Raw genomic sequence first — 22280 nt, 5'->3', positions numbered from 1 at the left:
GCTGCAGCGGTCAGTGTGTCGGGCACGCGCCGGGGACGAGCATGTCCGATCCACACTAAGTATACATTATATATGATGCCCGGTAGCGCCAGAACGTCGGCGCGATGTCCTCGCGCGGCGCCTACGTGGCACTCACTCCACCAATGACATCTCGATCTGACCGGTCGCCGGGTTCATCGGCGAAGAGACGTGGGTGTGGAACACCTTCCATTCGCCGCCCTCCTTGCGAAGGGTGTCACTGACACGCTGGACACAGGCCCATAGCGAACCGTCAGGATTCGTCCAGTCGTACTGCTGCAAACAGTAGGAAAACGCCAGATTCCCGTCGACCGTGATGACCGGCGGGGTGATGAACTTCGACTCGATGTCTTTGATCGAGCCGAACTGCTGATCGAAGTAGTCCCGAACCGCCTCGATGCCCACAAACTGGGTCGGAGTGATGAACGTGAAACGGACGTGATCGTCGGTGAAATACGGTATGGCCTCTTCGGTGCTCCTGGCCTCGATGAGGATGCGCTCGATCTCGGCGATCCGCTCGACTTCCTCTTTGGGCCCAGTCGATTTGGCAGCGTCGTAAGTCGTCGTCATGGCATTTCCTTTACGCTCGGGACTTGAGATAAGGCGGTCGGCAGAAACGGCACTGGGATCAGGAGGTCAGTTCCAGGCCGTCCAGGTCCCCGCCGGCACGCCACTTGGCAAGCAGGTTGTTGAACGCGTTGATGCCCGGGGCATAGGACTCGGTGAAGGCGGAGCTGACCAGGTGCTCGGTGTTGCCTTCGCCGTTGTAGTAGCCGGGCGTGCACTGCTCGAAGAACGCGGTGGTTCCGAGCGCGAGCGAACGGATCTCGGCGACCCAGGCCTCTTCGGCTTCCTTGGTCGGCTGCACCGCGCGCGCACCACGATTGCGGACTTCGTCGATGATGTAGGCGATGTGGACCGCCTGGTCATTGAAGACCGCCGTCATGTTCAACGACAGCCCGTTCTGACCGAGGCCGATGTAGAACCAGTTGGGGAAGCCCCGACTGGAGTGCCCGTGCAGGGTCTTGAATCCGTCCGACCAGTAATCGAAGAGCGACTGCCCGCCCTCGCCGACGATGTCGAAATCGATCCGTCGGCGCAACGGCGTCGTGACCTCGAAGCCGGTCGCCCAGATGATGGCGTCGACCTCGTACTCCTGGCCGTTGGCGACCAGCCCCTTCTCCGTGATGCGCTCGACGCCGTGGGAGGCCGCGACGTCGATGAGCTTCACGTTGGGCCGGTTGAACGTTTCGAGGTAGCCGTCGTTGAAACAGGGCCGCTTGCACAACCGGCGATACCACGGCTTCAATGCCTCCGCGATATTCGGGTCCTCGATGACCTGGTCAATGCGAGACCGGATCTTGGTCATCTCTTTCAGGTCGGCCATCTCGGCCATCTCGGCCAGCTGAGCCAGCATCTCGGGAGTGGGTTTGAAGTCGCGCGCCACACCGACCGGAGCGATGGCCGAGAGGTTCAGCTCCTTGAACATCTCGGTCCAACCGTCGTCGACCAGGTCCTCTTCGACCGGCTCCCCGACGGCGATGCTGTCGAAGTTCTCCCGCCGCTTACGTTGCCAGCCCGGCTGCAACGAGGCCGCCCATTCCGGATCGGTGGGCTTGTTGCGACGCCAGTCGACGGACGACGGGGTCCGCTGGAACACCAGCAGTTCCTTGGCTGACGCGCCGACGTGCGGCACGCACTGGATGGCGGTCGCACCGGTACCGATGATCGCCACCCGTTGGTCGGCGAGCTTCTCGAGGTTGCCGTTGTGGTCGCCGCCGGTGTAGCTGAAGTCCCACCGGCTGGTGTGGAAACTATGTCCCTTGAAGTCGTTGATCCCCGGGATGTTCGGCAGCTTGGGCCGGCTCACCGGGCCGGTGGAGACTACGACGAAGCGGGAGCGCATGGCATCGCCGCGGTCGGTCGTGACGATCCACCGCAGGCTCGACTCGTCCCAGTGCATTTCCTTCACGCGGGTCTGGAAGCACACGTGGTCGTAGAGCCCGTAGTGCTTCGCAATACGCTGTGCGTGCTCGAAAATCTCCGGAGCGTAGGAGTACTTCTCCTTGGGTATGTACCCGGTCTCCTCCAGCAGCGGCAGGTACATATACGACTCGATGTCGCACTGCGCTCCCGGATAGCGGTTCCAGTACCACGTCCCGCCGAAGTCGGCGGCGGCTTCGATGATTCGGATGTTGTCGACGCCGCGTTCCAACAGCCGGGCTGCCATCTGCATGCCGCTGAATCCGCCGCCGATGACCACGACGTCGATCTCGTCGTTCAGCGGTTCCCGTGGCGGTGGCTCCGACGCATACGGATCGTCGTTGGCGAAGTGCGCGAACTCGCCCCCAGTCTCCAGATACTGGGCATCCCCGTCCGCGCGGATACGCTTGTCCCGCTCGGCGCGATACTTCTCGCGGACTTCGTCAAGATTCATCTTGAGTTCTCCGATCCTGTCCTGGCCGTCGTTGGCCCAAGGGGTCGTTAGCTTTTCGGGAGACCGGCCGTGGCACGGGAGGCTGCGGACCGGCGATGGCCGCGGCACCAATTCAACTTCGGCATCCTCGATCCCGTACTCGACGTCGATAGATCACTCTATCGATGTTCAAACGCTTCTACATGCCGTTTTCGGCAAACCGGACGCACTGCCGTTCTCAGTGTACATAATATTTTATGTGGGACAAGGATTCTTTGGACGTGCCGGGCGGTGTGTTGACAAGTCCTCGACGAATCGCCGCTTCATTCCACGATCTCGCACCTGATCGGGCCGACGGAGCGCGCTTCCTCGCACACCTGGTCCCTACAACACCGAGAAAGGCACGCCGTGGTCAACCCCACCGAGGCGACTCTGCGCCGGATCGTCGACCGTCAGAAAATTTCTGACGTCATCCATCGCCGCGCCCGAGCCGCCGACAGCCGAGATCGCGGCCTCGCCCTGAGCTGCCATCACGAAGGTGCGACTTTGGGCCGCAATGCTTCTGGAGGATCTGCTGGCGACTTTGTTCGAACTCACTACACCGAGAACTCTCGCAGCCCGCGCGCCAAGACATCGCACTACGTCACCAAATATGCAGATCGAACTCGATGGCGGCTCCGCTCGCGTAGAGACGTGTCGTTCGCGCTCGGAAGAGCCTGCCGACGGGGGCTCGCTGGATACGCTCTATTGTGAGCACTACCTGGATGCGTTCAGTCGCCGCGATGGGCGGTGGGCGATAACCAACCGCGTTACTGTGCTGGACTGGTCCGGTTCGGTGCCGGCCAGCAGGACAGCCGAGCAAATAGTCCAGGCGGATCCAACCCTGCTCCAGTCCGGAATGGCGGACCCGGTGGATATCTCATATGACTTCTTGCAGCATCAGCGATCGATGAGCTGCTGCAGCCGTGCGCTGTAGCGGTCGCCGGCGACCTGTATTTCACCCGCCCCTGCATCGAGTCGCCCGACGTGTTCTGCGGTCAGGACGAGATCCGTAGCGGCCAGGTTCTCACCGAGACGTTGCAGCTTGGTGGTGCCCGGAATCGGCACATACGTCGGGCTCTTCGCGAGAATCCAGGCCAACGCTACCTGGGCGGGCGTCGCGTGGAACTCGTCGGCTACCTGGCGGATGAGTTCGACGAACAGCTGGTTCGCGCGCCGGTTGTCCTCGGTGAAGCGAGGGTACGCACCCGGATCGGCGCGGGCATCACCATCAGCGAAGACGGTGCCGGCGGTGATTGTGCCCGTCAGAAAACCCTTGCCCAACGGACTGAACGGCACGAGACCGATCCCGAGCTCATCGAGCGTCGGGATGATTTGTGCTTCCGGCTCGCGCCACCACAACGAGTACTCGCTCTGCAGCGCAGTCACCGGTTGGATTGCGTGCGCGCGGCGGATCGTGGCGACACCGACCTCGCAGAGCCCGAAGTGGCGCACCTTGCCTTCTTCGATGAGCTCCCGCACTGCCCCGGCGACGTCCTCGATCGGGACTGCCGGATCGATTCGGTGTTGGAAGAGCAGGTCGATGTGATCGGTACGGAGGCGCCCGAGCGACCGCTCGACGGCCCGCCGGATGCTCGCGGGCCTGCTGTCGGTTCCGTCCGCCGGCCGTCCACCGGCATAGCCGAACTTGGTGGATATCACCACGTCGTCACGCACCGACTCAAGGGCGCGTCCGACGATGAGCTCGTTGCTTCCCTGGCCGTATGCCTCCGCGGTGTCGAAGAACATGACGCCGCGATCAAAGGCCTGGCGCACCACGGCGACGGCGTCGGCGGGCGACATCGGCGGGCCCCACGCGCAATCGAGGCCCATGCAGCCGTACCCGATGGTAGAAACCTCGAGTGCTGCAACGCCAGTACCGATTGTGCGGAATCCCAACTGTCTCTCCACATCTCCCTTTCGACGTCCGGTCGGGGTCAAAGTCCTGTCGCGATCGCCGATCGTGGCCGATGCCCTGACGTCTCACACCACAGGGCTGGCCCCGCCATCCAGGTTGATCGCGCACCCGGTGATATACGACGAACGCGCGGAGCAAGTAGGTGACGAGATCGGCGAACTCCGACGCCCTTCCGACCCGACACCAACGGCACACCGCTGCTCATCTGTGTATAGATCTCGTCGATCGACCGTCCGGTGCGCTCCGACAGACGCTCCCACTGCCCACTCTCGATGGTGCCCAGCAGCACGGCGTCGATCCGGATATCATTCTGGCCCAATTCTTTCGACAGCGCCTTGGTGATGGCCAGTCCGGCCGCTCGCGACGCGGCAGTCGGCAGGGATCCCGGCGGCGCGGCCTTGGCGGCGATACTCAATACGTTGACCACCGAGGCCATCATCACCGGCCTCGGCCCGATGACCTGAACATCGATGCATCGCCGATCGAGTTCGGCAACGTGCTTTGCTGCCGACTGCGCAAACTCCGCTTCCGTCGCGAATGCGATCCCACCTTCGGAAAGTGGGCTCTTCTTCGAGCTGTTGGTCGCCAACACAGCCGCGAAGAATCCATTGGGCGAGTGCGGCGCCGACACGTCCCGTGCACATCGAGGATGATCTCATGCTCGAACGTATTCTCGTTCTCTCGCTCGAAGTTCCTGCCCCCAAGCGGTCCGCCGACAACTGGCGGCGCGCCGACGCACTACCGAAACCGGCTTCATCGAACGCCGGCGCGACCGCTGCAGCTGCGCGGCCGGCCCTGGAGATCTCCCGTTCGGGTCTACTCCACCAATGTCTTCTGGATCAGGCCGGTCTCGTAGTTGATCGGGCAGGAGATGTGCGCGTGGTAGATCTTCCACTTGCCGTCCACCTTGTGGAAGCAGTCGGTCACCCGGAACACGCACTCGTAGGGCATGCCATCCGCTTCGGTCCACCGGTATTGCTCCATGCAGAACGCCACAGCCATGTTGCCCTCGAGCACGACCACGGGATCGGTGACGAACTCCGCCTTCGAGTCCGACCTGTTCGCCGTGAACATGGCGTCGAAATACGCCGCGACGGCATCGTGACCCACCATCTGATGCGGAGGCACAAAGGTGTAGCGCACGACATCGGGCTCGTAGTGATGCAAGGCCTCTTCGATGCTGGTGGCGGTAAGAAGAGTTCGCTCAATGGTGAGAATCTCGTCGATATCGGACCGACTCATCGTCTTCTGCTCCTCTGGTTCACAGCCACCGCACGGGCTACGACTTCACCGTCCCGTCGATGTTGGCGCCCGATGCCAGCATCTGGGCGTTCACGTCGACGCCGTGACGGCCATCGAAATCATGGAAGGTGTCCAGGATCTCGCCCTGCACCCGCTCGACGAGTGGTGTCCACTCCTTGTGGGTGATTATGAGGAACTGGCCGTCCTGCATGGCTTCGACCACTTGCTTGCCAACCTCATCCGGGTCGGCGCCACCGGCCAGTAAGGACTCGTGCAGCTGCATGACGTCCTCGCTGACCGTCTCACCGGTGATCTTCGCCGCCCCCTCGGCGGCGGTACGCCCGAGCCTGGTCGCAACCGAGCCGGGGCAGAGTACAGAAACACCGATCCCGGTGCCCTGCAGCTCATCTCGTAACACGATGGACAGGCCGACGCTGGCGAACTTCGATGCTGCGTATGCGCCCTGGGTGACGATCGGCACCAAGCCCGCCATCGAGGCGGTGTTCAGGATGTGCCCGCGGCCACCACGACTCTCGATACGAGGCAGAAAGGTGGACACCCCGAGGAATTGGGAGTCGATATTGACACTCTGCACCCACCGCCACAGTTCCCACGACGTGTCCGCGATCCGACTGCCTGCCGTCACACCCGCGTTGTTGCACAAGATGGAAACCGGGCCGATCGCCGACTCCGCCTGATCGGCTGCGGCCTGCCACTGCTTCGGATCGCTCACGTCGAGCACGACACCTGTCACGGTGCCGGCGCCGTCTGCGGCGGCCAGCTGCTGCACAACATCGTCGACTCGGGCGCCGTCGATATCGGCAACCGCCACGTTGGCCCCGGCCGCGAGTAGTGCGCGCGCTACACCCAGGCCGATTCCCGAGGCAGCTCCGGTGACAAATGCTGATTCTCCTGCTGGCCAAACCATGTGTACTCGATGCCTCCGTGTAGCGGGTGCCATGCCCACGCAGACGCCCGTGATGTATGAATACCGTTGGCCGCCACATCAACTCGGCGACCGTCTCGGTTGGAACACGTGGCTTCCGACGCGAGCGGCACGTATATTATATTAACGGAGCGATCGTACGGTGTTCAGTTGACAAATGGTCGTCAATCGCCAATATTGGCCGTACAAATCTTCCGGCGGCGCCCGAGCTCGTCGGTCTCCAGGTATACATGCCCACAAGTTGGCGGGAGTGACGAGCAGCCGTGAAACCGACCGCGCTACAACTGGCCGAATGGGCCGCCCGTTTCGAGCCGTCCGAGCAGGACTTCGCCCTCGCTGAGCGCTCGCTGCGAGACACGCTGGCCGTGACGCTGGCGGCACGTGACCATCCACTTGCCTCGACGGCGGCTGTCCTCCCTGAGCCCACGCGCTGGGCGGCGATCGGTCACGTCCTCGATTTCGACGACCTGCACATGGAGTCGACCACCCATATCAGCGTGGTCTGCGTGCCTGCAGTCCTGGCCGCCGGCGGCGGAGCCCGAGCCTACCTCGCCGCTGCAGGGGTCATGGCCCGCCTGGGAAACGTACTGGGCTGGCAGCATTACGAGGCGGGCTGGCACGCAACCTGCACCGCCGGTGCGCCGGCAGCTGCGGTCGGAGCGGCCGTGGCGATGGGTCTCGGCGTGGAGGCGATCGCCACCGCGATGGCCCTGGCGGTCCCGGGTGCCGGCGGGGTGCAGCGGGCGTTCGGCACTGACGCCAAGTCCCTACAGGTCGGCTTTGCGGTCGAGACGGGCCTGCGCGCGGCGCGACTCGCCGCCGCCGGCGCCACCGCTGACCTCACTGCTCTCGACTCGTGGATTGCCCTGCTCGGCGGCCGCGAACACGGCACCGCAGCCGGGCTGCAGCTCGACGCGCCCGCCGTGCCCGGCGGACTCGCCATCAAGATATTTCCCGCGTGCTACGCGCTGCAACGGCCGATCACCGCCCTGCAAGCACTCGCGCTCAGCGCGGAAGAGGTCGCGGGCATCTCGGTGCGAACACCGGAGGCCACCGTCGCGCCCCTGATCCATCACCGCCCCGTCACCGGCCTCGAAGGCAAGTTCAGTCTCGAATACGCGCTAGCCACAGCCCTTCTCGACCCGTATCCGGGCTTTGAGAGCTTCACCGACCCTGCTGTCTGTAGGCCGGCCGCTACCCGCCTTGTCGAGTTGGTCGATGTGACACTCGATCCCGGCGGCGACTGGCTTCTGGACGGCGAGTTCCACATCGAGGTGCGCACGAACGACGGCCGGCTGCTGTCGAACAGCCTGCGCTATCCGCCCGGATCTCCGCAGCTGCCACCGACGTCCGAACAGCTGGCCACGAAGCTCGGCGACTGCCTCGAGTCGGGCGGTCTCGGCAGGCTCGACCCCCAGAGCTGGACCTGGTCAGGCGGGGCCGAACTGCTCCGCACCCACCTGCCGATCCCGGCTTCCGCCGAACCTGAACCGGTCGCGACTGCGAGCTGAGGACCCCGTGCCATGAGGCGCTGAGCGCGATCGGAAGGAATGCGGTGGAGCGTTTCGATGTCATCGTCGTCGGTGGGGGATCGGCGGGGGCCGGGTTGGCCGGACGATTGAGTGACGATCCGGACCGCTCGGTTCTGGTGCTCGAGGCCGGCCCGGACTTTGTGCGTACCGAGGACTTTCCATTGGAGATCCAACGGGCCAACGTCATTTCCGCGATGGCTCCAGGTTCTCCGTTCGTCTGGCCCAGTGTTGCTCAATGGACGCCGGCGTCCCGGATGCCGATGCCGCGCGGCAAGGTGATCGGCGGCGGCAGCGCGGTCAACGGCGCATACTGCGTGCGTGGACTCGCCTCTGATTTCGATCGATGGGCCGCGGCAGGCAACCCCAGTTGGTCGTTCGACGCGGTCCTCCCCTACTTCCGCGAGAGCGAGGCCGATCGGGAGTTCGGCGCCGACGCAGTTGCACACGGCTCGTCCGGTCCGATCCCGATCACCCGCGCCATGCCCGGCGAGATGGCACCGATCAGCGAAAGCTTCGTCCGGGCCTGTCTCGATCACGGCTTCACCGAGGACCTGGACAAGAACGCACTCCGCACCGGTGATGGTATCGGCCCTGTTCCAACGAACGTCCGGGACGGAGTGCGGGTCAACTCTGCTCTGGCATACCTGACGCCCCGACGCGGCCGACCCAACCTCACGGTCCGGGGAAATTCCGTCGTCTCACGGGTGGTGACCGAGGGTCAACGTGCCGTAGGCGTCGAAGTCGTCATCGACGGGAAGCTCCGCACCATCCGCTCCGAGGAGGTCATTCTCTCGGCAGGCGCAGCGAAAAGCCCACATCTGCTGATGCTTTCGGGAATCGGCCCAGCTGATCAACTCGTCGCGCACGACATCACCGTCGTGCACGACCTGCCCGGTGTGGGTCAGGAGTTCATGGACCACACCGAGGTGTTCATAGGGTTCAAGCCGGCAGCGAAATCAACTGCCGTCCCCAACAACCGCGGGCTCGTCGAAGCGGTGCTGCACACCACCGCGGGCAACTCCGCCATCGCGAGCAATGTCGAGATCATGCCGATGATTCTGCCGCAGATCGACGCCTTCTTGGGCGCCGCGGCAGGCTTGTCCCGGGTCCGGTCCGCGGTGGCGTTGGCAAGTCACCCGATCGGCGCCGTTCGCGCCCTCCGAAAAGCGGATCTGCCGTCGCTCGTACGGTTTACGTCGTCGGTGAGATCCAACGTCTTCATCGTCTCGGTTCTCAACCAGCTCAGTAGGGGCTCGATGACCCTCACCTCCGCCGATCCGTCGGTGTTTCCTCGCTTCGAGCACCACCTGTTCAGCGAGCCCGAGGACAGGCGGCAGATGCGCGAGGCCATCCGGCTGACAGTGAGCCTGATGCGCAGCGCGGCCTTCAGACCGATGGTCAAGGAGCTCTCCTCCGAGATCATCGAGGCGCTCCCGAGCGACCGTGAGCTCGACCGCTGGATGATTCGTAATCCGGCCCCCAGCGGGCATCTGATGGGCACGTGCCGAATGGGTCCTGCATCGGTGCCGGGGACAGTGGTTGACGAACACTGCCGGGTCCACGGTATCGACAACCTTCGGGTCGCCGACCTGTCTGTCGTGCCGACGCTGATCTCACGCGGCCCGAACGCCACTGCGATGATGATGGGCAACCGCGCCGCCGACCTCATCGCCTCGACAGCAGGAGTGACTGCATGAGCGGACCGGACAAGATCCCCACCGCGGATGACACAGGTCGACTCGCCGGCCGGGTCGCGATCGTCACGGGAGCCAACAGTGGGCTGGGCTTCGCAACGGCGCGAGGACTGGCTACTCGTGGAGCGCATGTGGTGCTGGGGTGCCGCGACCCTGACCGCGGTCGCCTGGCCGCTGATCGCCTCCGATCGATATCGCTTGCAGTGCAGGTATATCCGTTGGATCTGGCCCATCTGGATTCGATCGCCCAGTTCGCGGAACACATCTCGCTCGACCATGATGGGGTCGACATCCTCGTCAACAATGCCGGGGTCTCGGGTGGCCCTCGCCGGCTCACGGTCGATGGGTTCGAGATGCAGTTCGGAACCAACCATCTGGGGCACTTCGCGCTGACCGGTCTTCTACTCCCGGTCCTGTTGGCACGGCCTGGAGCCCGGGTCGTGACGGTGACCAGCACCGCTGCGGCGTTCGGGCGCATAGATTTCGCCGACCTCCAGTCCGAGAACAGTTACGGTTTCGTCACCACCTATACGGCATCCAAGCTCGCCAACTTGATGTTCGCACTCGAACTGGATCGACGATCCAAACGCCTCGGCGTGGACCTGATCAGCACAGCAAGCCACCCGGGCATCGCCGCTACCAACATCGTGCGGGCGAAGGGCTCCGATTGGGGGCGCAGACGGCGGCCGTCCGAGTTCGCGATGTCCGTCGCTCAGCGTATGTTCGGACAACCTGCCAGTGGCGGCGCACTCCCCTCGCTCTACGCGGCCACGGCACCGAACCTTGTCGGCGGCGAGTATGTCGTTCCCGGCGGGTACAGAAACATGCGCGGTGCCCCCGTCGTCATCGACCCGCCTCGACGCGCACATGACGCCGAGACCTCCGCCCGCTTGTGGGAGGAGTCGATGCGACTCACCGGCGTCGCATTCACTGAGCTGCCGACATCCGGTGTATGAGAGAACGGTGAGATTCAGTCGTGGGTCTACTCGAAGGCAAGGTCGCATTCATCACCGGCGCCGCAAGGGGCCAGGGTAGGTCGCACGCCGTCCGACTCGCGCAGGAAGGTGCCGACATCGTCGGTGTCGACATCTGCGCAGACGTCGATTCCGTGCCCTATCCGCTCGCTACCGAAGACGAACTCTCCGAGACTGCCGACCTCGTCGAACAGGCCGGTGGCCGTGCTCATGTCCAGAAGGCCGATGTCCGCCGGGCGGGCGAACTCCGGGCCGCGGTGGCGGCGGGCTGCGCGGCATTCGGCCATATCGACGTCGTCGTGGCCAACGCCGCGCTCGGGAACACGCGTGCCAAGAAGACAGCCGAAGAACAGCAGGCTGCTTGGGACGATATCCTCGCCGTCAACCTCACCGGTGTCTGGAACACCGTGCTGGCGTGTGGTCCATCGATGATCGAGCGTGGCGAGGGAGGCTCTATCATCCTGATTTCCTCGACCGCCGGTCTGAAGCCGATCGGAGTTCCGGGGAAGCTCGGGAACGAGGCATACGGTGCCGCCAAGCACGGCGTGGTCGGCTTGATGCGCCAGTTCGCCCTGGAGCTCTCCACCGCCGGCATCAGAGTCAACACCGTGCACCCGGCCGGGGTGGCCACGCCGATGGTGCTGAACCCTGCAATGGAGGCGTTCTTTGACGACTTCCGCGAAGCCAACGTGACTTTGGGTAACCTGCTGCCCGTGGAAATGCTGGAGCCTCGCGATATCAGCGATGCCGTCCTGTTCCTGGCATCCGACCTGTCGCGCTACGTCACCGGTGTGGCCCTGCCTGTCGACGCGGGCTTCACCGCGAAGTAAGGGCCGCACCATGCAACCATCTGCGTCGGCGGCTGGGTTCCGGTCAGTGCGGATCCAGATCTGCGTCGGCTTCGATCGCCCAGTTCGTCTTCTGCCTGCGGCTGGTGATCAGCCAACCTTTGTCGCGACGCGCCCACGTGTCACGGTAACGATTCGCGCGGATCACTGCCTTGCTTGCGGTGGTGACGATCATCGTCAGAAGGTATGTGTCGCTTGATGCTTGGTCGCCATCTACGTCGATCGACATGTTGCCGTAGAAGTGCATCGTTCTCCCCCAGATGAGGCCGTGGCTGTCTTCCTGGCCATCGCCCGCATCGATCGACGCCTGGAAATGCGCCTTCAGCGCCTCCAATCCGTCGACGGTCGCAACATTGAACTGAGCACTGACCTCGGGGGCGAAGATTTCGTCGAAACGCTCGATGTCCGGCGTATCAACCGCAGCGGCGTACTTCAGCAGTACCGTCCTGATACTTTCCCGATCGAGCAGGTCTCGCACTTCCGCGTCGCTGATAGACATTTTCTGGTGAGTGCTCCTTGTCGAATTTCTGCATGGACGATGTCAGCCAAAACTGGTACGAAAACACTGGGTGCCAACCGTCTTTCATACGGTGCTCGCCGATGCTGCGGCGGCCATTGGTGAGCAACTCTAGGTAACACCCAACAACCAGTCAACGCCTCGGCGTAGGATCGTGGAAAATATATGCTGGATTGGTGCCCGGATGGTGGTGCCAATAGCCGCGCCTGCGGCAATGACGAAAGGACGGATGTTGAGCACTGAGAATTCCGTGGAGTACCTGCGGATCTACCCGGGCAGCGACGGCGAATCACACTTCGAGGACGTCGAGGTGCCGGTGCACTCGATGCGGACGGCGACCGGGATCAGCGCCCGCAGCTGGAGCTCGCTGCCCGTCGGCGGCCCGCTCACCTTCACGACGGTCGACCCCGACAGTGATGACGATGGATCACCCTCATCAGGCGGGTGGGGCGCGTGGAACGTGGAGCGGAACCGGCAGTTCGTCCTCTGGCTTGAGGGTGAGGTCGAGATCGAGGTGGGCGGAGGCGAAGTCCGCAGAATCGGTCCAGGCCAACTCCTACTGGCCGAGGACACGTCCGGACGGGGCCACCGCAGCCGGCGCCTCACCGACACCGTGCGGACGGTTGCCATCCCGCTCGTTCCAGGGTCGCTACCGGCCTGAGCGCCCAGGGTGCGCCATTTACGAGCAGGCCCACCCTTGACCATCGGTTCGTGGACGATATAAAATATAGTCGAATATCGCCAGGTAGATTGCCGACGAAGTCTGGAGGAAAGGCCGTGGGATTCATCGACACGGACAGCCATGTTCTTGAGTGTGCGGACACATGGGAATATTTCGATCCGTCCGAGAGCGAGTACCGTCCGTTCCCGCTTCAGGTGAGCGGCGGTGTCGGGGGGGCGGGTACCTCCTTCCCGGGGTTCTGGCGGCTGGGCGATTCCTGGGCCGGCGTCTACCCCGAGGACGGGTTGCTCAAGGCCACAGCAGGCAATCGGTACTTCCCGGACGCCGCAACAATGCGAGACCCTTCGAGCCGGATCGCCGAGTTGGACGTGCTCGGTATCGACGTGCAGATGCTCTACACGACAACATTTTTGACGTCCGCCATGGGGCATCCGATCGCCGAGGCTGCGATCAAGCGCAGCTGGAACCGCTGGATGGCCGAGCGGGTGGATGGCACCGGCGGACGTTTCGTGTGGGCGGCGGAAATCCCGACCCGGATGCTGGACCGGGCCATCCAGGAGGCGGAGTTCGCCGCGGCTCACGGCGCGAAGGCCGTGCATCTCCATGCGGTCGAGAACGGCTGCTACCTCGACGATCCTTATTTCGACCCGCTTTATGCCCGACTGCAGGACCTCGACCTCACGGTGGTGGTCCACATCGGGGCACCCTTGTCGAACAGTGCCGCGACGTTCTCCATCGGCACGGCTTTCCGCAGTATGGCGTCATACTGGGACGCCAGTGTGAACTCACCACTGTCGGCATTCTGGACCGTCTTGGCGACCGACCTGAACCGGCGCTTTCCGCGGCTGCGCTTCTACTTCAGCGAAGTCGGTGCGACGTGGGCGCTGTCTCTGCTCCACCACTATCGCCGAATCGTCGCCAGCCAATCGCCAGAGTTCAAGGCAGGAGCGATCGATCCATCGGTCCTGGAGGAAAAGAACATGTTCGTAGGGTGTTTCGTCGACGAGGACCTCGCACTGCTCACCTCCGCACTCGGCGAGAATGTGCTCGCCTTCGGCACTGACTACGCCCACAACGACCTCGCGTCCCAGGTGGGCGGCCACAGCGCCATAGCAATACAGGATGGCATCAGCGCATCCGCCGCAACGAAGATCGTCGATATCAACGGGCGCAAGGCTTTCGGACTCGACGCGGGCTACCGGCCAACCGACAAGCTCCAACCTCCGGTCGCCCTTCCGCATACCCAGGCCGTTCACCCCGAGTTCGCCAGCGAGCACGGTATCGCGAAGATCGGATTCTGATCGAGCCGATGGACTCCCGTGTAGGCGGGACTTGAGGGCGGGGTCGTGAGTTTCCGACCCCGCCCGACCCGTCTCGGTCTGTTGGATACCGTTGCCCGCCATGGGAATTTCGGTGCGCTCACACCACGAAAGCCCTGAACAAACTCGGGGCCGCCGATCGCTACATTCTTGACGTAAGCCCATATACTATATGATGTATTATGAGGAGTCTCTCGTGACCGATATCGATCCCGACATCCAAGCCGCCCGTGAGCGATACCGGATCGAGCGCGACAAGCGCCTGCGGCTGGACACGCTCGACCAGTATCAACCTGCGACCGGTGACTGGAAACCGTACGCCGAGGATCCGTACGCGGAGGCCCCGGAACGCGACCCCGTGACCACCGAGGTCGATGCGGTCGTCCTAGGTGCCGGTCTGGCAGGAATCATGACGGGTGTGCGTCTGCGCGATGCCGGGCTCGAAAAGATCTGCGTCATCGACAAGGCCGGCGACTTCGGTGGGGTGTGGTACTGGAACCGGTACCCCGGCCTCCAGTGCGATGTGGAGTCGTACATCTACTTCCCGATGCTGGAAGAAACCGGGTACATGCCGACCGAGAAGTACGCCAAGGGTTCGGAGATCCGCGACTACCTACAGTCCCTGGCCAAACGCCACAACCTCTACGAAGGCGCACTTTTCGGGACCGAGATCACCGGCATGCGGTGGGACGAGGACCGCCTGCGCTGGATCGTCTCGACCGACCGCGGCGACGAGATCATCGCTCAGTATGTCGCGATCTCGAACGGCCTGCTGCACACCCCGAAGTTCCCCCGAATCCCCGGCATCGACACCTACCGGGGGCACATGTTCCATACCAGCCGCTGGGACTACGACTACACCGGCGGCGGACCCGACGGCGGGCTCAGCGGTCTGGCTGACAAGGAAATCGGTGTGGTGGGCACGGGCGCAACCGCCATGCAGGTCGTGCCCTCCACCGCAGAATATGCCAAGCACCTCTTCGTTTTCCAGCGCACGCCTTCCACCGTGAGCCGACGGGACAATGCGCCCACCGACGCCGAGTTCGTCGCGTCACTGAAGCCGGGTTGGCAAAGGGAGCGGATGCGCAACTTCAGCGCGTTCGGCACCGGCGTCATCCCGGAGCTGAATCTCGTCGACGACGGGTGGACCGACGTCCTCAGCGGACTAACGGAACTCGAGCTTTCCAGCGACAACCCGACGCCGGAGGAGTTGGCAGCGGCGCTGGAGCGGGCCGACTTCAACGTCATGGAGCGCATCCGAGCCCGAGTCGACGAGATCGTCAAGGACCCCGCCACCGCCGCAGCCCTCAAGCCCTACTACCGGGCGCTGTGCAAGCGACCCGGCTTCAGCGACACCTATCTACAGGCGTTCAACCGGCCGAACGTCACCCTGGTCGACACCGAGGGCAAGGGTATCGAACGCTTCACCGAAGCCGGACCGGTGGTGGGTGGCAAGGAGTATCCGCTTGACTGCGTCCTCTTCGCCACCGGCTTCGATCTCGGCAAGCCTTTCGTGGAACGGATCGGCTTCGACATCGTCGGTCGCGATGGCCTCGAGCTGTCGGACAAGTGGGCCAAGGGATTACGGACCCTTTACGGATTGCACAGCCGTGGGTACCCGAACATGTTCTTTGTCGGGGTCACACAAGGTGGGCTCTCGTTCAACTATCCGCATGCCGTCGACGAGCAGACCTCCCACATGCGCTATGTGATCGAGCAGGCTCGGGAGCGCGGCCTCAAGTGGGTCGAACCCACGCAGGAGGCGGAGGACGCCTGGGTGGCCGAGATTCACAGCTCGGTAGAGGGCCAGACGAATTTCCTCGAGGCGTGCACGCCGGGTTACATCAACTCCGAAGGCCACATCGACAACGCCAACGGAATCATGGCCGGTGTCTACGCGGCGGGTAGCACGGCCTTTTTCCAGTTGCTCAGCGATTGGCGCGAAGAAGGAACCCTGGCCGGACTCGAGATACAACGTTGACTGCGCGACCGTGATTTCTCTTCCGTGAAGCCGTGCGCGCCGCGGCGTAACGATGCCCAATCCAGGTGATTATCGTCAACGAATAGGTCGGTATGGAGCGAACCCTCGAGTCCCCGAAGCCCGCGCCGGTGCTGCGCCGCCGCGATCAGTTCGAAAGCTACGAAGATGCCGCGAGACTCGCGCGTCGGCGACTCCCTCGTACGCTCTACAACGAGACCGCCGGCGGCCCTGATCGCGGCGTGACCGCACGAGAGAACGTCGCGGTATACGACCAGGTGATGTTCCGCCCGCGCGCGGCGTCGGCACCACAGGGCCGGAACCTGCAAACGACGGTCCTCGGTTGTCCGATTTCGATGCCGCTACTCACCGCCCCGGTCGGTGCCCTGCGCGTTATGCATCCACGGGGCGCCCTCGCGGTTGCTCGCGCGTCGGGTGATGCCCGCACCATCAGCGCCGTGAGCATGAGTTCGGGGCATTCCGTCGAGGAGGTCGCGGCGGCGGGAACCGGACCGCTGTGGCAACACGTCTCCATGTCGCGTGGTCGCGAGCACATGGAGAACGTCATCGAACAAGCGGCTCGGTGCGGTTACCAGGCCCTGATGATCACCGTGGATACGCCCGTCATTCCCCGGCGGCGCCCGCTGTTTCGCATGAACCTGAAGAACTGCATGGAGTTTGCACCTGAGCTCATGGTTCGGCCTCGATGGGCGTATCGGTTCGTCCGCGACGGACTCCAGCTCGGTGTCGTGAACGAGGCGGTCGGTTCTCTCGGCCCGCAATCGAAGTTGATCGCCGAATGGGAGGACTTTGCTTGGGTCCGGCAGAACTGGGCCGGCCCGATCGTCGCGAAAGGAATCGTGACCGCCGACGATGCCCGCCGCGCCGTCGATGAGGGCGCCGCCGCAGTCGTGGTGTCGAATCACGGTGGCATGGGGCTGGACGGAACGATTCCGACGCTGCGCGCACTCCCGGCGGTCGTCGATGCGGTTGGCGGGGCTGCGGAGGTGCTCGTCGACGGCGGTATCCGGCAGGGCACCGATGTGGTCAAGGCCCTCGCGCTCGGCGCGCGAGCGGTGATGATCGGCCGTGCATACGTCATGGGATTCGCCGTGGCCGCCGACGACGGTGTCCGCCAGGTGCTCGAGAACTTCCGATACGAAATCGACCGGACGCTCGGGTTGTTGGGCGTGGCTTCGGTCGACGAGGTCGATCGTTCGCTCGTGACGATCCCGCCGGGCTGGGATTTGATGACCTGAGGCTCCGGCGTCTCCAGCGCTGGGGTGGTGATCATCTCGAACACGCCGCATCACGCCGACCGGCGAAACCGGCTGCACTTCAACAGCATCGCCTCAAAGAAGAACTCAAAAAAGAAGGAGCGCCTCACTGGTGAGGCACTCCTTCTCAGATCCGCAGTGGCTATTTGGCCACGAAGCCGGCATCTACCGGCAGGGTCACACCTGTGACATAACGCGAAAGGTCCGAGCCGAGGTACAGCACCGCGTTGCTGATGTCATCTGGTTCCAGGATCTCCACGGGCAGCAGATTGCTCGGCGTCCAACTGCCTTCGGCGAAGTCCTCCAGAAACTTCTCCATCGCGGGATTCATCACCATGGGGGTCGCCACCCCGGCCGGGTGCACGGTGTTGACACGGATACTTGCCGGGGACAGTTCCAAGGCGAAATGGCGCATCAAACCGACGACCCCGTGCTTCGCAGCTCCGTACGACTCGCCACCGATCTGCCCGGGATAGCCTACCGCCTTGAGTCCAGCAGTGGACGAGACCAGGATGATCGAGCCACCCTCACCCCGCTCCACCATCGACGGCGCACACGCAAGCACCGTGTTCCATACACCGGTGAGATTGACCGCGATGACTTGGTCCCACACCGCGATCCGGCCCTCTTCGGTGTCGGCGACGCCCATCGGGGCGATCCCGGCATTGGCGACGACAACGTCGATATGCCCAAAGGCGGAGAGTCCCTCCTCGGCGACGGCCCGAAGCGCCGGCAAACTGCGTACATCGGCCTTTCGGAGGACGGAACGACGACCCGTCTTCTCGATCAGCCGAGCTGTTTCCTCCAGGTCCTCTTCGCTTGCCAGCGCATACGGGACGGTGCTCATGTCGGCGCAGATGTCGACACCGATGATGTCGGCGCCTTCCTCTGCCATCCGAACGGCATGCGAGCGGCCCTGCCCGCGTGCCACACCGGTGATGAATGCAACCTTGCCATCAAGAAGCGTCATATACGAAGTTTACCCCTGTCTCATCTCAGATCACATAAAATGTAGAAAGTTTTCGATGGTTCGCCCGCCGGGTGGCGACGTCCCGGGTCTAAGGGGTCCCGGCTCCCTCGACATCCACTCGTACGGTCTCGATGGAACCCTTGGACTTGCCCTGCATCAGGTCTTCCACTGTCGCTTCGGCGGTGAGCAGGAACAAGGTACGCCGATCCGCTCCGCCCAGCATGCATGCCACGCCAAGTCGACCCGGCAACTCGATACGATCGGCGATCACTCCCCCTTCACCCACCCGCACGAATTCCTGCGTGAAAGGACAACCGGCCCAGACGTATCCCTGCGCATCGAGGCAGATTCCGTCCGGCATCCGCTCCGGCAGGTCCGCGAATACGCGGCGCCCCGACAGTGACCCGTCGGCGCCGAGGTCGAAGGCCGTCAGACGGTGCCCCGCGGTCTCCGCGACGATCAGCGTCTTCTGATCCGGAGTGATGACCATCCCGTTGGGTCCGCTCATTGCCTCCGCGACCACACGGATCTCACCATCCGGCCTGACCGCGACGATGTTTCCGCGGGCCGGCGCCTCGCCGTCGAACGCCGTATCGGCCCATTCGTCTAGTTGTGCCTGATCGGTGGCATCCACACCGGTGCTGCCGATGTAGGCGGTCCCCTTTGCGTCCACGACCATGTCGTTGAGCTCACCGGTGACCAGGGCGCCGAGATCGGCCACTGATTGTAGGCCGGACGAATCGAGGCGCAGCAGCTGATGATGCTGCATCGAAATGACAAGCAGCCGTCCGTCGGGTAACCAGCCCAGTCCGGACGGACGCCCGGGTACGGTGACGATATCCCGTGAACGGCCCTGCTCGTCGACCGCAAAGACCCTGCCGTCGAACATATCCGAGAACCACAACTCGCCGTCATGCCAGCGCGGGCCTTCGGGGAACACAAGGCCGTCGAGCAACTGAGCAGTACCGACCGTCATCGGGATGCGCCCTCGGTCAATTCCTTGAGCCAGGCCAGCCCGGATTTGTAACCGGCCAGCAACAGCCCGATATCACTGGAGTAGTGCAGGCACCGGACGCCGCGGGCCAGCAGGTCTTCGGCGTCCTCCCGACCGTAAGCGCCTGCGGCCACCGGTACCCCGAACTCCCCTGCCGCCTTCACGATCTCATCGATCGCATTGAGCACCAATGGATCCCGCATGTCGCCGGCCGCACCAAGATCAGTCGAGAGGTCGTGCCGGCCGATCTGCACCATATCCGGCCGTCCCTCTTCGAGGATCGAACGCACGTTGTCCAGCGCCTCGCGACTCTCGATCTGGGTGATCAGCGCCGCTTGAGTTCCGTCCGGCCGACGCACCCACTCGCGATACTCCTTGATCTGAGCCGCCGTCCGAACGTCGAAGAACACGATCCCCTGAGCTCCGACATCGAGCAGCTTGTGGACCCAGTCGCCGTTGACCATGTCCGGCCGTACGATGGGCACCACCCCCGCCAGTCTCGCCACCCGGCACATGTCGGCCAAGGTCTCGATGCTCACCGCGGCGTGCTGCATGTCCAGCCAGACGAAGTCGAACCCCACCGTGGCCACCAACTCGACAACGGCAAGATCCCTCGTCCCCGAGATGATGGTGCCCAAGGGGATCGGTACGTCCTCGAGCACGTTCGCGAATGTCCTACTGCCGTCGTTCTCCCACCACACTGTTCAGACCTCCGCTGTCAGGAAAGAATCTCGAGCTGCAGTTGCGTGACACCCGCAACTTGACCCAGCCGGAACTGCATCGAATGCCCCTGTGCCACACGGTAGTTCGGCATCACGCGATGAATCTCCTCCAGTCCGACCCGGAGCGTCAGACGAGCGAGATGGCGCCCCAGACATAGGTGCTCGCCCGCGCCGAACGTCAGATGACGCTTGTTCGGGCGGTCGAAGTCAACGGTGTCGGGATCCTCGAAAAGAGCCTCATCGTGCGACGCTGAGTACAGCACGTTCAGGACTCGATCGCCGGGCTGGAGCTTGACCCCGCCCAGTTCGACCTCCTGTTTGACCACTCGCGCCGGGTTCGCGATCGGATGGAATCGCAGGAGCTCTTCCAGTGCGGCCGGCAGCACCGACGGATCCTCGACGATCCTGGCCCGCTGATCCGGATGCTGGGCGAGGTAATTCAGCATGAAGCCGAACGACGCCTCGGTCGTGCCGAATCCGGCGAACATGATCATGATTCCGAGGCGAGCGATCTCGTCGCGAGTCAGCCCATCCTCGGTATCGAGGACCGAGACCATCTCTGCCATCAGACCGGTGCGGCCCGGGTCCGCGACACAGGCGTCGATGGCGTCGTTCATGTACGCCAGGAACGCCGGAAGCATGGTCTTCTCCGCATACTCGCGCATGTCGGGGTCCGGTCCCAGGCCCGCCATGAATTCGTCGTGCCACCGGTGCACCTGAGGTACGTCCTCGGCGGGAAGGCCCATGATGGCCATGAATGCGTAGGCCGGCAACTGGCTTGCGAAATCCGCGATGAACTCACAGGATCCGCGTTCCACGATGGGGCGCAGCAGATCCCGTGCCGAGGACCGGATCCGATCCTCCAATTCCAGGACCCGCCGTGCGGAGAACGCCGGGTTCAGGATCCGCCGGTATCGGGTGTGTTCGGGACCGTCGCTTTCGGCCGGGATGAAGGGCCCCAGAAAGCTCTCCAGCGGGACGATACCCACGCTCTCGGCTGAGAAGGTCCGCCAGTCCACCAGCACCTTGTTGGCGATCTCGTGCGAGGTCACCACCCAGTGGCCACCGAGTTCGTCGCTGCGCGCAACCGGGCAGGTGCCCCGCAGCTTCGCCAGCGTCGGCCAAGGGTCCTCGGCGAATCGCGGGTCAAAAATGTTGAAGTCCTGGGCCACGTTTGTCCCCGAATCCTGTTCCAGCACTTAAATTTCCGCCTTTCCTGCTACCACGTCGGTGACCTGCCACCCGTCGATGTCTGCAAAAAGCCGCTTGGTCCGCGACCGCGCGGCCTCGGCGACATCCGGACCGGTCGCCAGAAACAGCGTGTTCGTCTCGATCGCGCCAACAACCATGCGCCCCACATCCTCCGGTTGCGTCGGCGGCGCAGTCGACAGATCGGCGTGCTTCGCCGACTCCGCGCGATCCTTGTCGCCGCCGAACAGAAACGGATCGCCGCCGGCCCGCGCTTGCGGGGTGAGCTCTGCCGGCCGATTCCGGTCGGCAGTACCGATGCCGGTAGGGACATAGCCCGGGCACAACACCGTCACCCCGATGTCGACACCGGTCTTGTCGAGGTCCAGACGAAGCGTCTCGGAGAGCCCGATGATGCCGTACTTGGTGAGATTGTACGGCGCGTTGAAAGGAACCGGACTCAGACCGGTCAACGAAGAGGTGTTGACGATATGGCCCGATCCGCGCTCCACCATCCGGGGCATGAAGGCCTGTATGCCGTGGATCACGCCCCAGAGGTTGACGTCGACGGTCCAGCGCCAATCCGAGTCGTCCAGTTCCCACGCCGGCAACAGACCGCAGAACACCCCAGCGTTGTTACATAGCACGTCGACATGACCGAATACGTCAAATGTCTTGCGCGCCAATGTGAACACCTGGTCTCTGTCGCTGACATCGGTCACCACCGACTCCACGGTCACGCCTGCCGACGCGACGTCTGCGGCCGCTGCCGCCAAGGCCCGTTCCTCGACATCGGCCATGACGACGTTCAGGCCGCGTCTGGCGAACACCTTTGCCATCCCCAGACCGATCCCGCCCGCCGCGCCGGTGACCACGGCGACCTGCCCCTCGCGCAACATCATTATTGTCGTGCCTGCCTTGGCTCCGTCGGGCGCCCACCGATCCGGGCGGATGTCATTTGATGCAGATACGCCGGAGTCGGCGCGATGCCCGCCCGGGTGCTTGT

At 63.8% G+C, this 22280-nt stretch carries 21 protein-coding genes; 8 read left to right on the top strand and 13 right to left on the bottom strand.

Annotated elements, in window-relative coordinates:
* Positions 1-132: 132 nt before the first annotated feature.
* The 7 genes from ACLBYA_RS07750 to ACLBYA_RS07720 all read right to left on the bottom strand — a co-directional run bounded on the left by ACLBYA_RS07750 (position 133) and on the right by ACLBYA_RS07720 (position 6561).
* Positions 133-588 (bottom strand): YybH family protein, encoded by a 456-nt coding sequence (locus ACLBYA_RS07750; protein ID WP_447708798.1) that lies wholly within the window; start codon positions 586-588, stop codon positions 133-135.
* A 58-nt stretch (positions 589-646) separates the two neighbouring features.
* The gene (locus ACLBYA_RS07745) at positions 647-2455 is read right to left on the bottom strand and encodes a flavin-containing monooxygenase (RefSeq protein ID WP_447708797.1); all 1809 of its coding nucleotides are present in this window, start codon (positions 2453-2455) and stop codon (positions 647-649) included.
* 363 nt (positions 2456-2818) lie between these two features.
* Complete coding sequence (locus ACLBYA_RS07740) at positions 2819-3031, bottom strand: hypothetical protein (protein WP_447708796.1); 213 nt, start codon at positions 3029-3031, stop codon at positions 2819-2821.
* Between the two features lie 342 nt (positions 3032-3373).
* Entirely contained in the window at positions 3374-4372 is a 999-nt protein-coding gene (locus ACLBYA_RS07735; protein ID WP_447708795.1) for an aldo/keto reductase, read from the bottom strand.
* A gap of 38 nt (positions 4373-4410) precedes the next feature.
* A complete protein-coding gene (locus tag ACLBYA_RS07730) occupies positions 4411-5022 on the bottom strand; it encodes an SDR family oxidoreductase (protein ID WP_447708794.1) in 612 nt (203 codons plus the stop codon).
* 185 nt (positions 5023-5207) lie between these two features.
* Positions 5208-5633: a YybH family protein gene (locus tag ACLBYA_RS07725; RefSeq protein ID WP_447708793.1), complete on the bottom strand. Its 426-nt coding sequence runs from the start codon at positions 5631-5633 to the stop codon at positions 5208-5210.
* Positions 5634-5670: 37 nt separating this feature from the next.
* The gene (locus ACLBYA_RS07720) at positions 5671-6561 is read right to left on the bottom strand and encodes an SDR family NAD(P)-dependent oxidoreductase (RefSeq protein ID WP_447708792.1); all 891 of its coding nucleotides are present in this window, start codon (positions 6559-6561) and stop codon (positions 5671-5673) included.
* Between the two features lie 281 nt (positions 6562-6842).
* Between ACLBYA_RS07720 and ACLBYA_RS07715 the strand changes: the two genes are divergently transcribed.
* The 4 genes from ACLBYA_RS07715 to ACLBYA_RS07700 are packed head-to-tail and all read left to right on the top strand — an operon-like array spanning position 6843 to position 11609.
* A complete protein-coding gene (locus ACLBYA_RS07715; protein WP_447708791.1) occupies positions 6843-8090 on the top strand; it encodes an MmgE/PrpD family protein in 1248 nt (415 codons plus the stop codon).
* Positions 8091-8134: 44 nt separating this feature from the next.
* The gene (locus ACLBYA_RS07710) at positions 8135-9808 is read left to right on the top strand and encodes a GMC family oxidoreductase (protein WP_447708790.1); all 1674 of its coding nucleotides are present in this window, start codon (positions 8135-8137) and stop codon (positions 9806-9808) included.
* On the top strand, positions 9805-10761 hold the full coding sequence (locus tag ACLBYA_RS07705) for an oxidoreductase (RefSeq protein WP_447708789.1): 957 nt from the start codon (positions 9805-9807) through the stop codon (positions 10759-10761). Before ACLBYA_RS07710 ends, ACLBYA_RS07705 begins: the two co-directional genes overlap by 4 nt.
* Before the next feature lie 20 nt (positions 10762-10781).
* Entirely contained in the window at positions 10782-11609 is an 828-nt protein-coding gene (locus tag ACLBYA_RS07700) for a mycofactocin-coupled SDR family oxidoreductase (protein ID WP_447708788.1), read from the top strand.
* A 43-nt stretch (positions 11610-11652) separates the two neighbouring features.
* Here the strand turns inward: ACLBYA_RS07700 and ACLBYA_RS07695 are convergent, their stop codons facing one another.
* Positions 11653-12126, bottom strand: coding sequence for a nuclear transport factor 2 family protein (locus ACLBYA_RS07695; RefSeq protein ID WP_447708787.1), 474 nt, complete (start codon positions 12124-12126; stop codon positions 11653-11655).
* Between the two features lie 250 nt (positions 12127-12376).
* Here ACLBYA_RS07695 and ACLBYA_RS07690 point away from each other — a divergent pair, with 250 nt between their 5' ends.
* The 4 genes from ACLBYA_RS07690 to ACLBYA_RS07675 all read left to right on the top strand — a co-directional run bounded on the left by ACLBYA_RS07690 (position 12377) and on the right by ACLBYA_RS07675 (position 17382).
* Positions 12377-12805 carry a hypothetical protein gene (locus ACLBYA_RS07690; protein ID WP_447708786.1) on the top strand — a complete coding sequence of 143 codons (429 nt, stop codon included), beginning with the start codon at positions 12377-12379 and terminating at the stop codon, positions 12803-12805.
* Between the two features lie 116 nt (positions 12806-12921).
* Positions 12922-14127: an amidohydrolase family protein gene (locus tag ACLBYA_RS07685; RefSeq protein WP_447708785.1), complete on the top strand. Its 1206-nt coding sequence runs from the start codon at positions 12922-12924 to the stop codon at positions 14125-14127.
* Positions 14128-14341: 214 nt separating this feature from the next.
* A complete protein-coding gene (locus tag ACLBYA_RS07680; protein ID WP_447708784.1) occupies positions 14342-16126 on the top strand; it encodes a flavin-containing monooxygenase in 1785 nt (594 codons plus the stop codon).
* A gap of 92 nt (positions 16127-16218) precedes the next feature.
* Positions 16219-17382 carry an alpha-hydroxy acid oxidase gene (locus ACLBYA_RS07675; RefSeq protein WP_447708783.1) on the top strand — a complete coding sequence of 388 codons (1164 nt, stop codon included), beginning with the start codon at positions 16219-16221 and terminating at the stop codon, positions 17380-17382.
* Between the two features lie 160 nt (positions 17383-17542).
* Here ACLBYA_RS07675 and ACLBYA_RS07670 read toward each other — a convergent pair whose 3' ends face one another.
* From ACLBYA_RS07670 to ACLBYA_RS07650, 5 genes are all read right to left on the bottom strand, one after another.
* Positions 17543-18370, bottom strand: coding sequence for a mycofactocin-coupled SDR family oxidoreductase (locus ACLBYA_RS07670; protein WP_447708782.1), 828 nt, complete (start codon positions 18368-18370; stop codon positions 17543-17545).
* Between the two features lie 88 nt (positions 18371-18458).
* Complete coding sequence (locus ACLBYA_RS07665) at positions 18459-19346, bottom strand: SMP-30/gluconolactonase/LRE family protein (RefSeq protein ID WP_447708781.1); 888 nt, start codon at positions 19344-19346, stop codon at positions 18459-18461.
* Positions 19343-20026, bottom strand: a complete 684-nt coding sequence (locus ACLBYA_RS07660; RefSeq protein WP_447708780.1) for an HpcH/HpaI aldolase family protein — start codon at positions 20024-20026, stop codon at positions 19343-19345. Before ACLBYA_RS07660 ends, ACLBYA_RS07665 begins: the two co-directional genes overlap by 4 nt.
* A gap of 56 nt (positions 20027-20082) precedes the next feature.
* Positions 20083-21285, bottom strand: coding sequence for a cytochrome P450 (locus ACLBYA_RS07655; RefSeq protein WP_447708779.1), 1203 nt, complete (start codon positions 21283-21285; stop codon positions 20083-20085).
* Entirely contained in the window at positions 21286-22176 is an 891-nt protein-coding gene (locus ACLBYA_RS07650; protein ID WP_447708778.1) for an SDR family NAD(P)-dependent oxidoreductase, read from the bottom strand.
* Positions 22177-22280 lie beyond the last annotated feature (104 nt).

The organism is Mycobacterium sp. C31M (assembly GCF_053345865.1).
The sequence above is the reverse complement of the archived record's forward strand: the minus strand, read 5'-3'. Positions and strand labels throughout refer to the sequence as shown.

Coding starts and splice junctions, on each gene's coding strand:
- ACLBYA_RS07720 (WP_447708792.1), bottom strand. CDS start 6,561: ATGGTTTGGCCAGCAGGAGAATCAGCATTTGTCACCGGAGCTGCCTCG.
- ACLBYA_RS07670 (WP_447708782.1), bottom strand. CDS start 18,370: ATGACGCTTCTTGATGGCAAGGTTGCATTCATCACCGGTGTGGCACGC.
- ACLBYA_RS07650 (WP_447708778.1), bottom strand. CDS start 22,176: ATGATGTTGCGCGAGGGGCAGGTCGCCGTGGTCACCGGCGCGGCGGGC.
- ACLBYA_RS07675 (WP_447708783.1), top strand. CDS start 16,219: ATGGAGCGAACCCTCGAGTCCCCGAAGCCCGCGCCGGTGCTGCGCCGC.
- ACLBYA_RS07665 (WP_447708781.1), bottom strand. CDS start 19,346: ATGACGGTCGGTACTGCTCAGTTGCTCGACGGCCTTGTGTTCCCCGAA.
- ACLBYA_RS07695 (WP_447708787.1), bottom strand. CDS start 12,126: ATGTCTATCAGCGACGCGGAAGTGCGAGACCTGCTCGATCGGGAAAGT.
- ACLBYA_RS07745 (WP_447708797.1), bottom strand. CDS start 2,455: ATGAATCTTGACGAAGTCCGCGAGAAGTATCGCGCCGAGCGGGACAAG.
- ACLBYA_RS07750 (WP_447708798.1), bottom strand. CDS start 588: ATGACGACGACTTACGACGCTGCCAAATCGACTGGGCCCAAAGAGGAA.
- ACLBYA_RS07705 (WP_447708789.1), top strand. CDS start 9,805: ATGAGCGGACCGGACAAGATCCCCACCGCGGATGACACAGGTCGACTC.
- ACLBYA_RS07725 (WP_447708793.1), bottom strand. CDS start 5,633: ATGAGTCGGTCCGATATCGACGAGATTCTCACCATTGAGCGAACTCTT.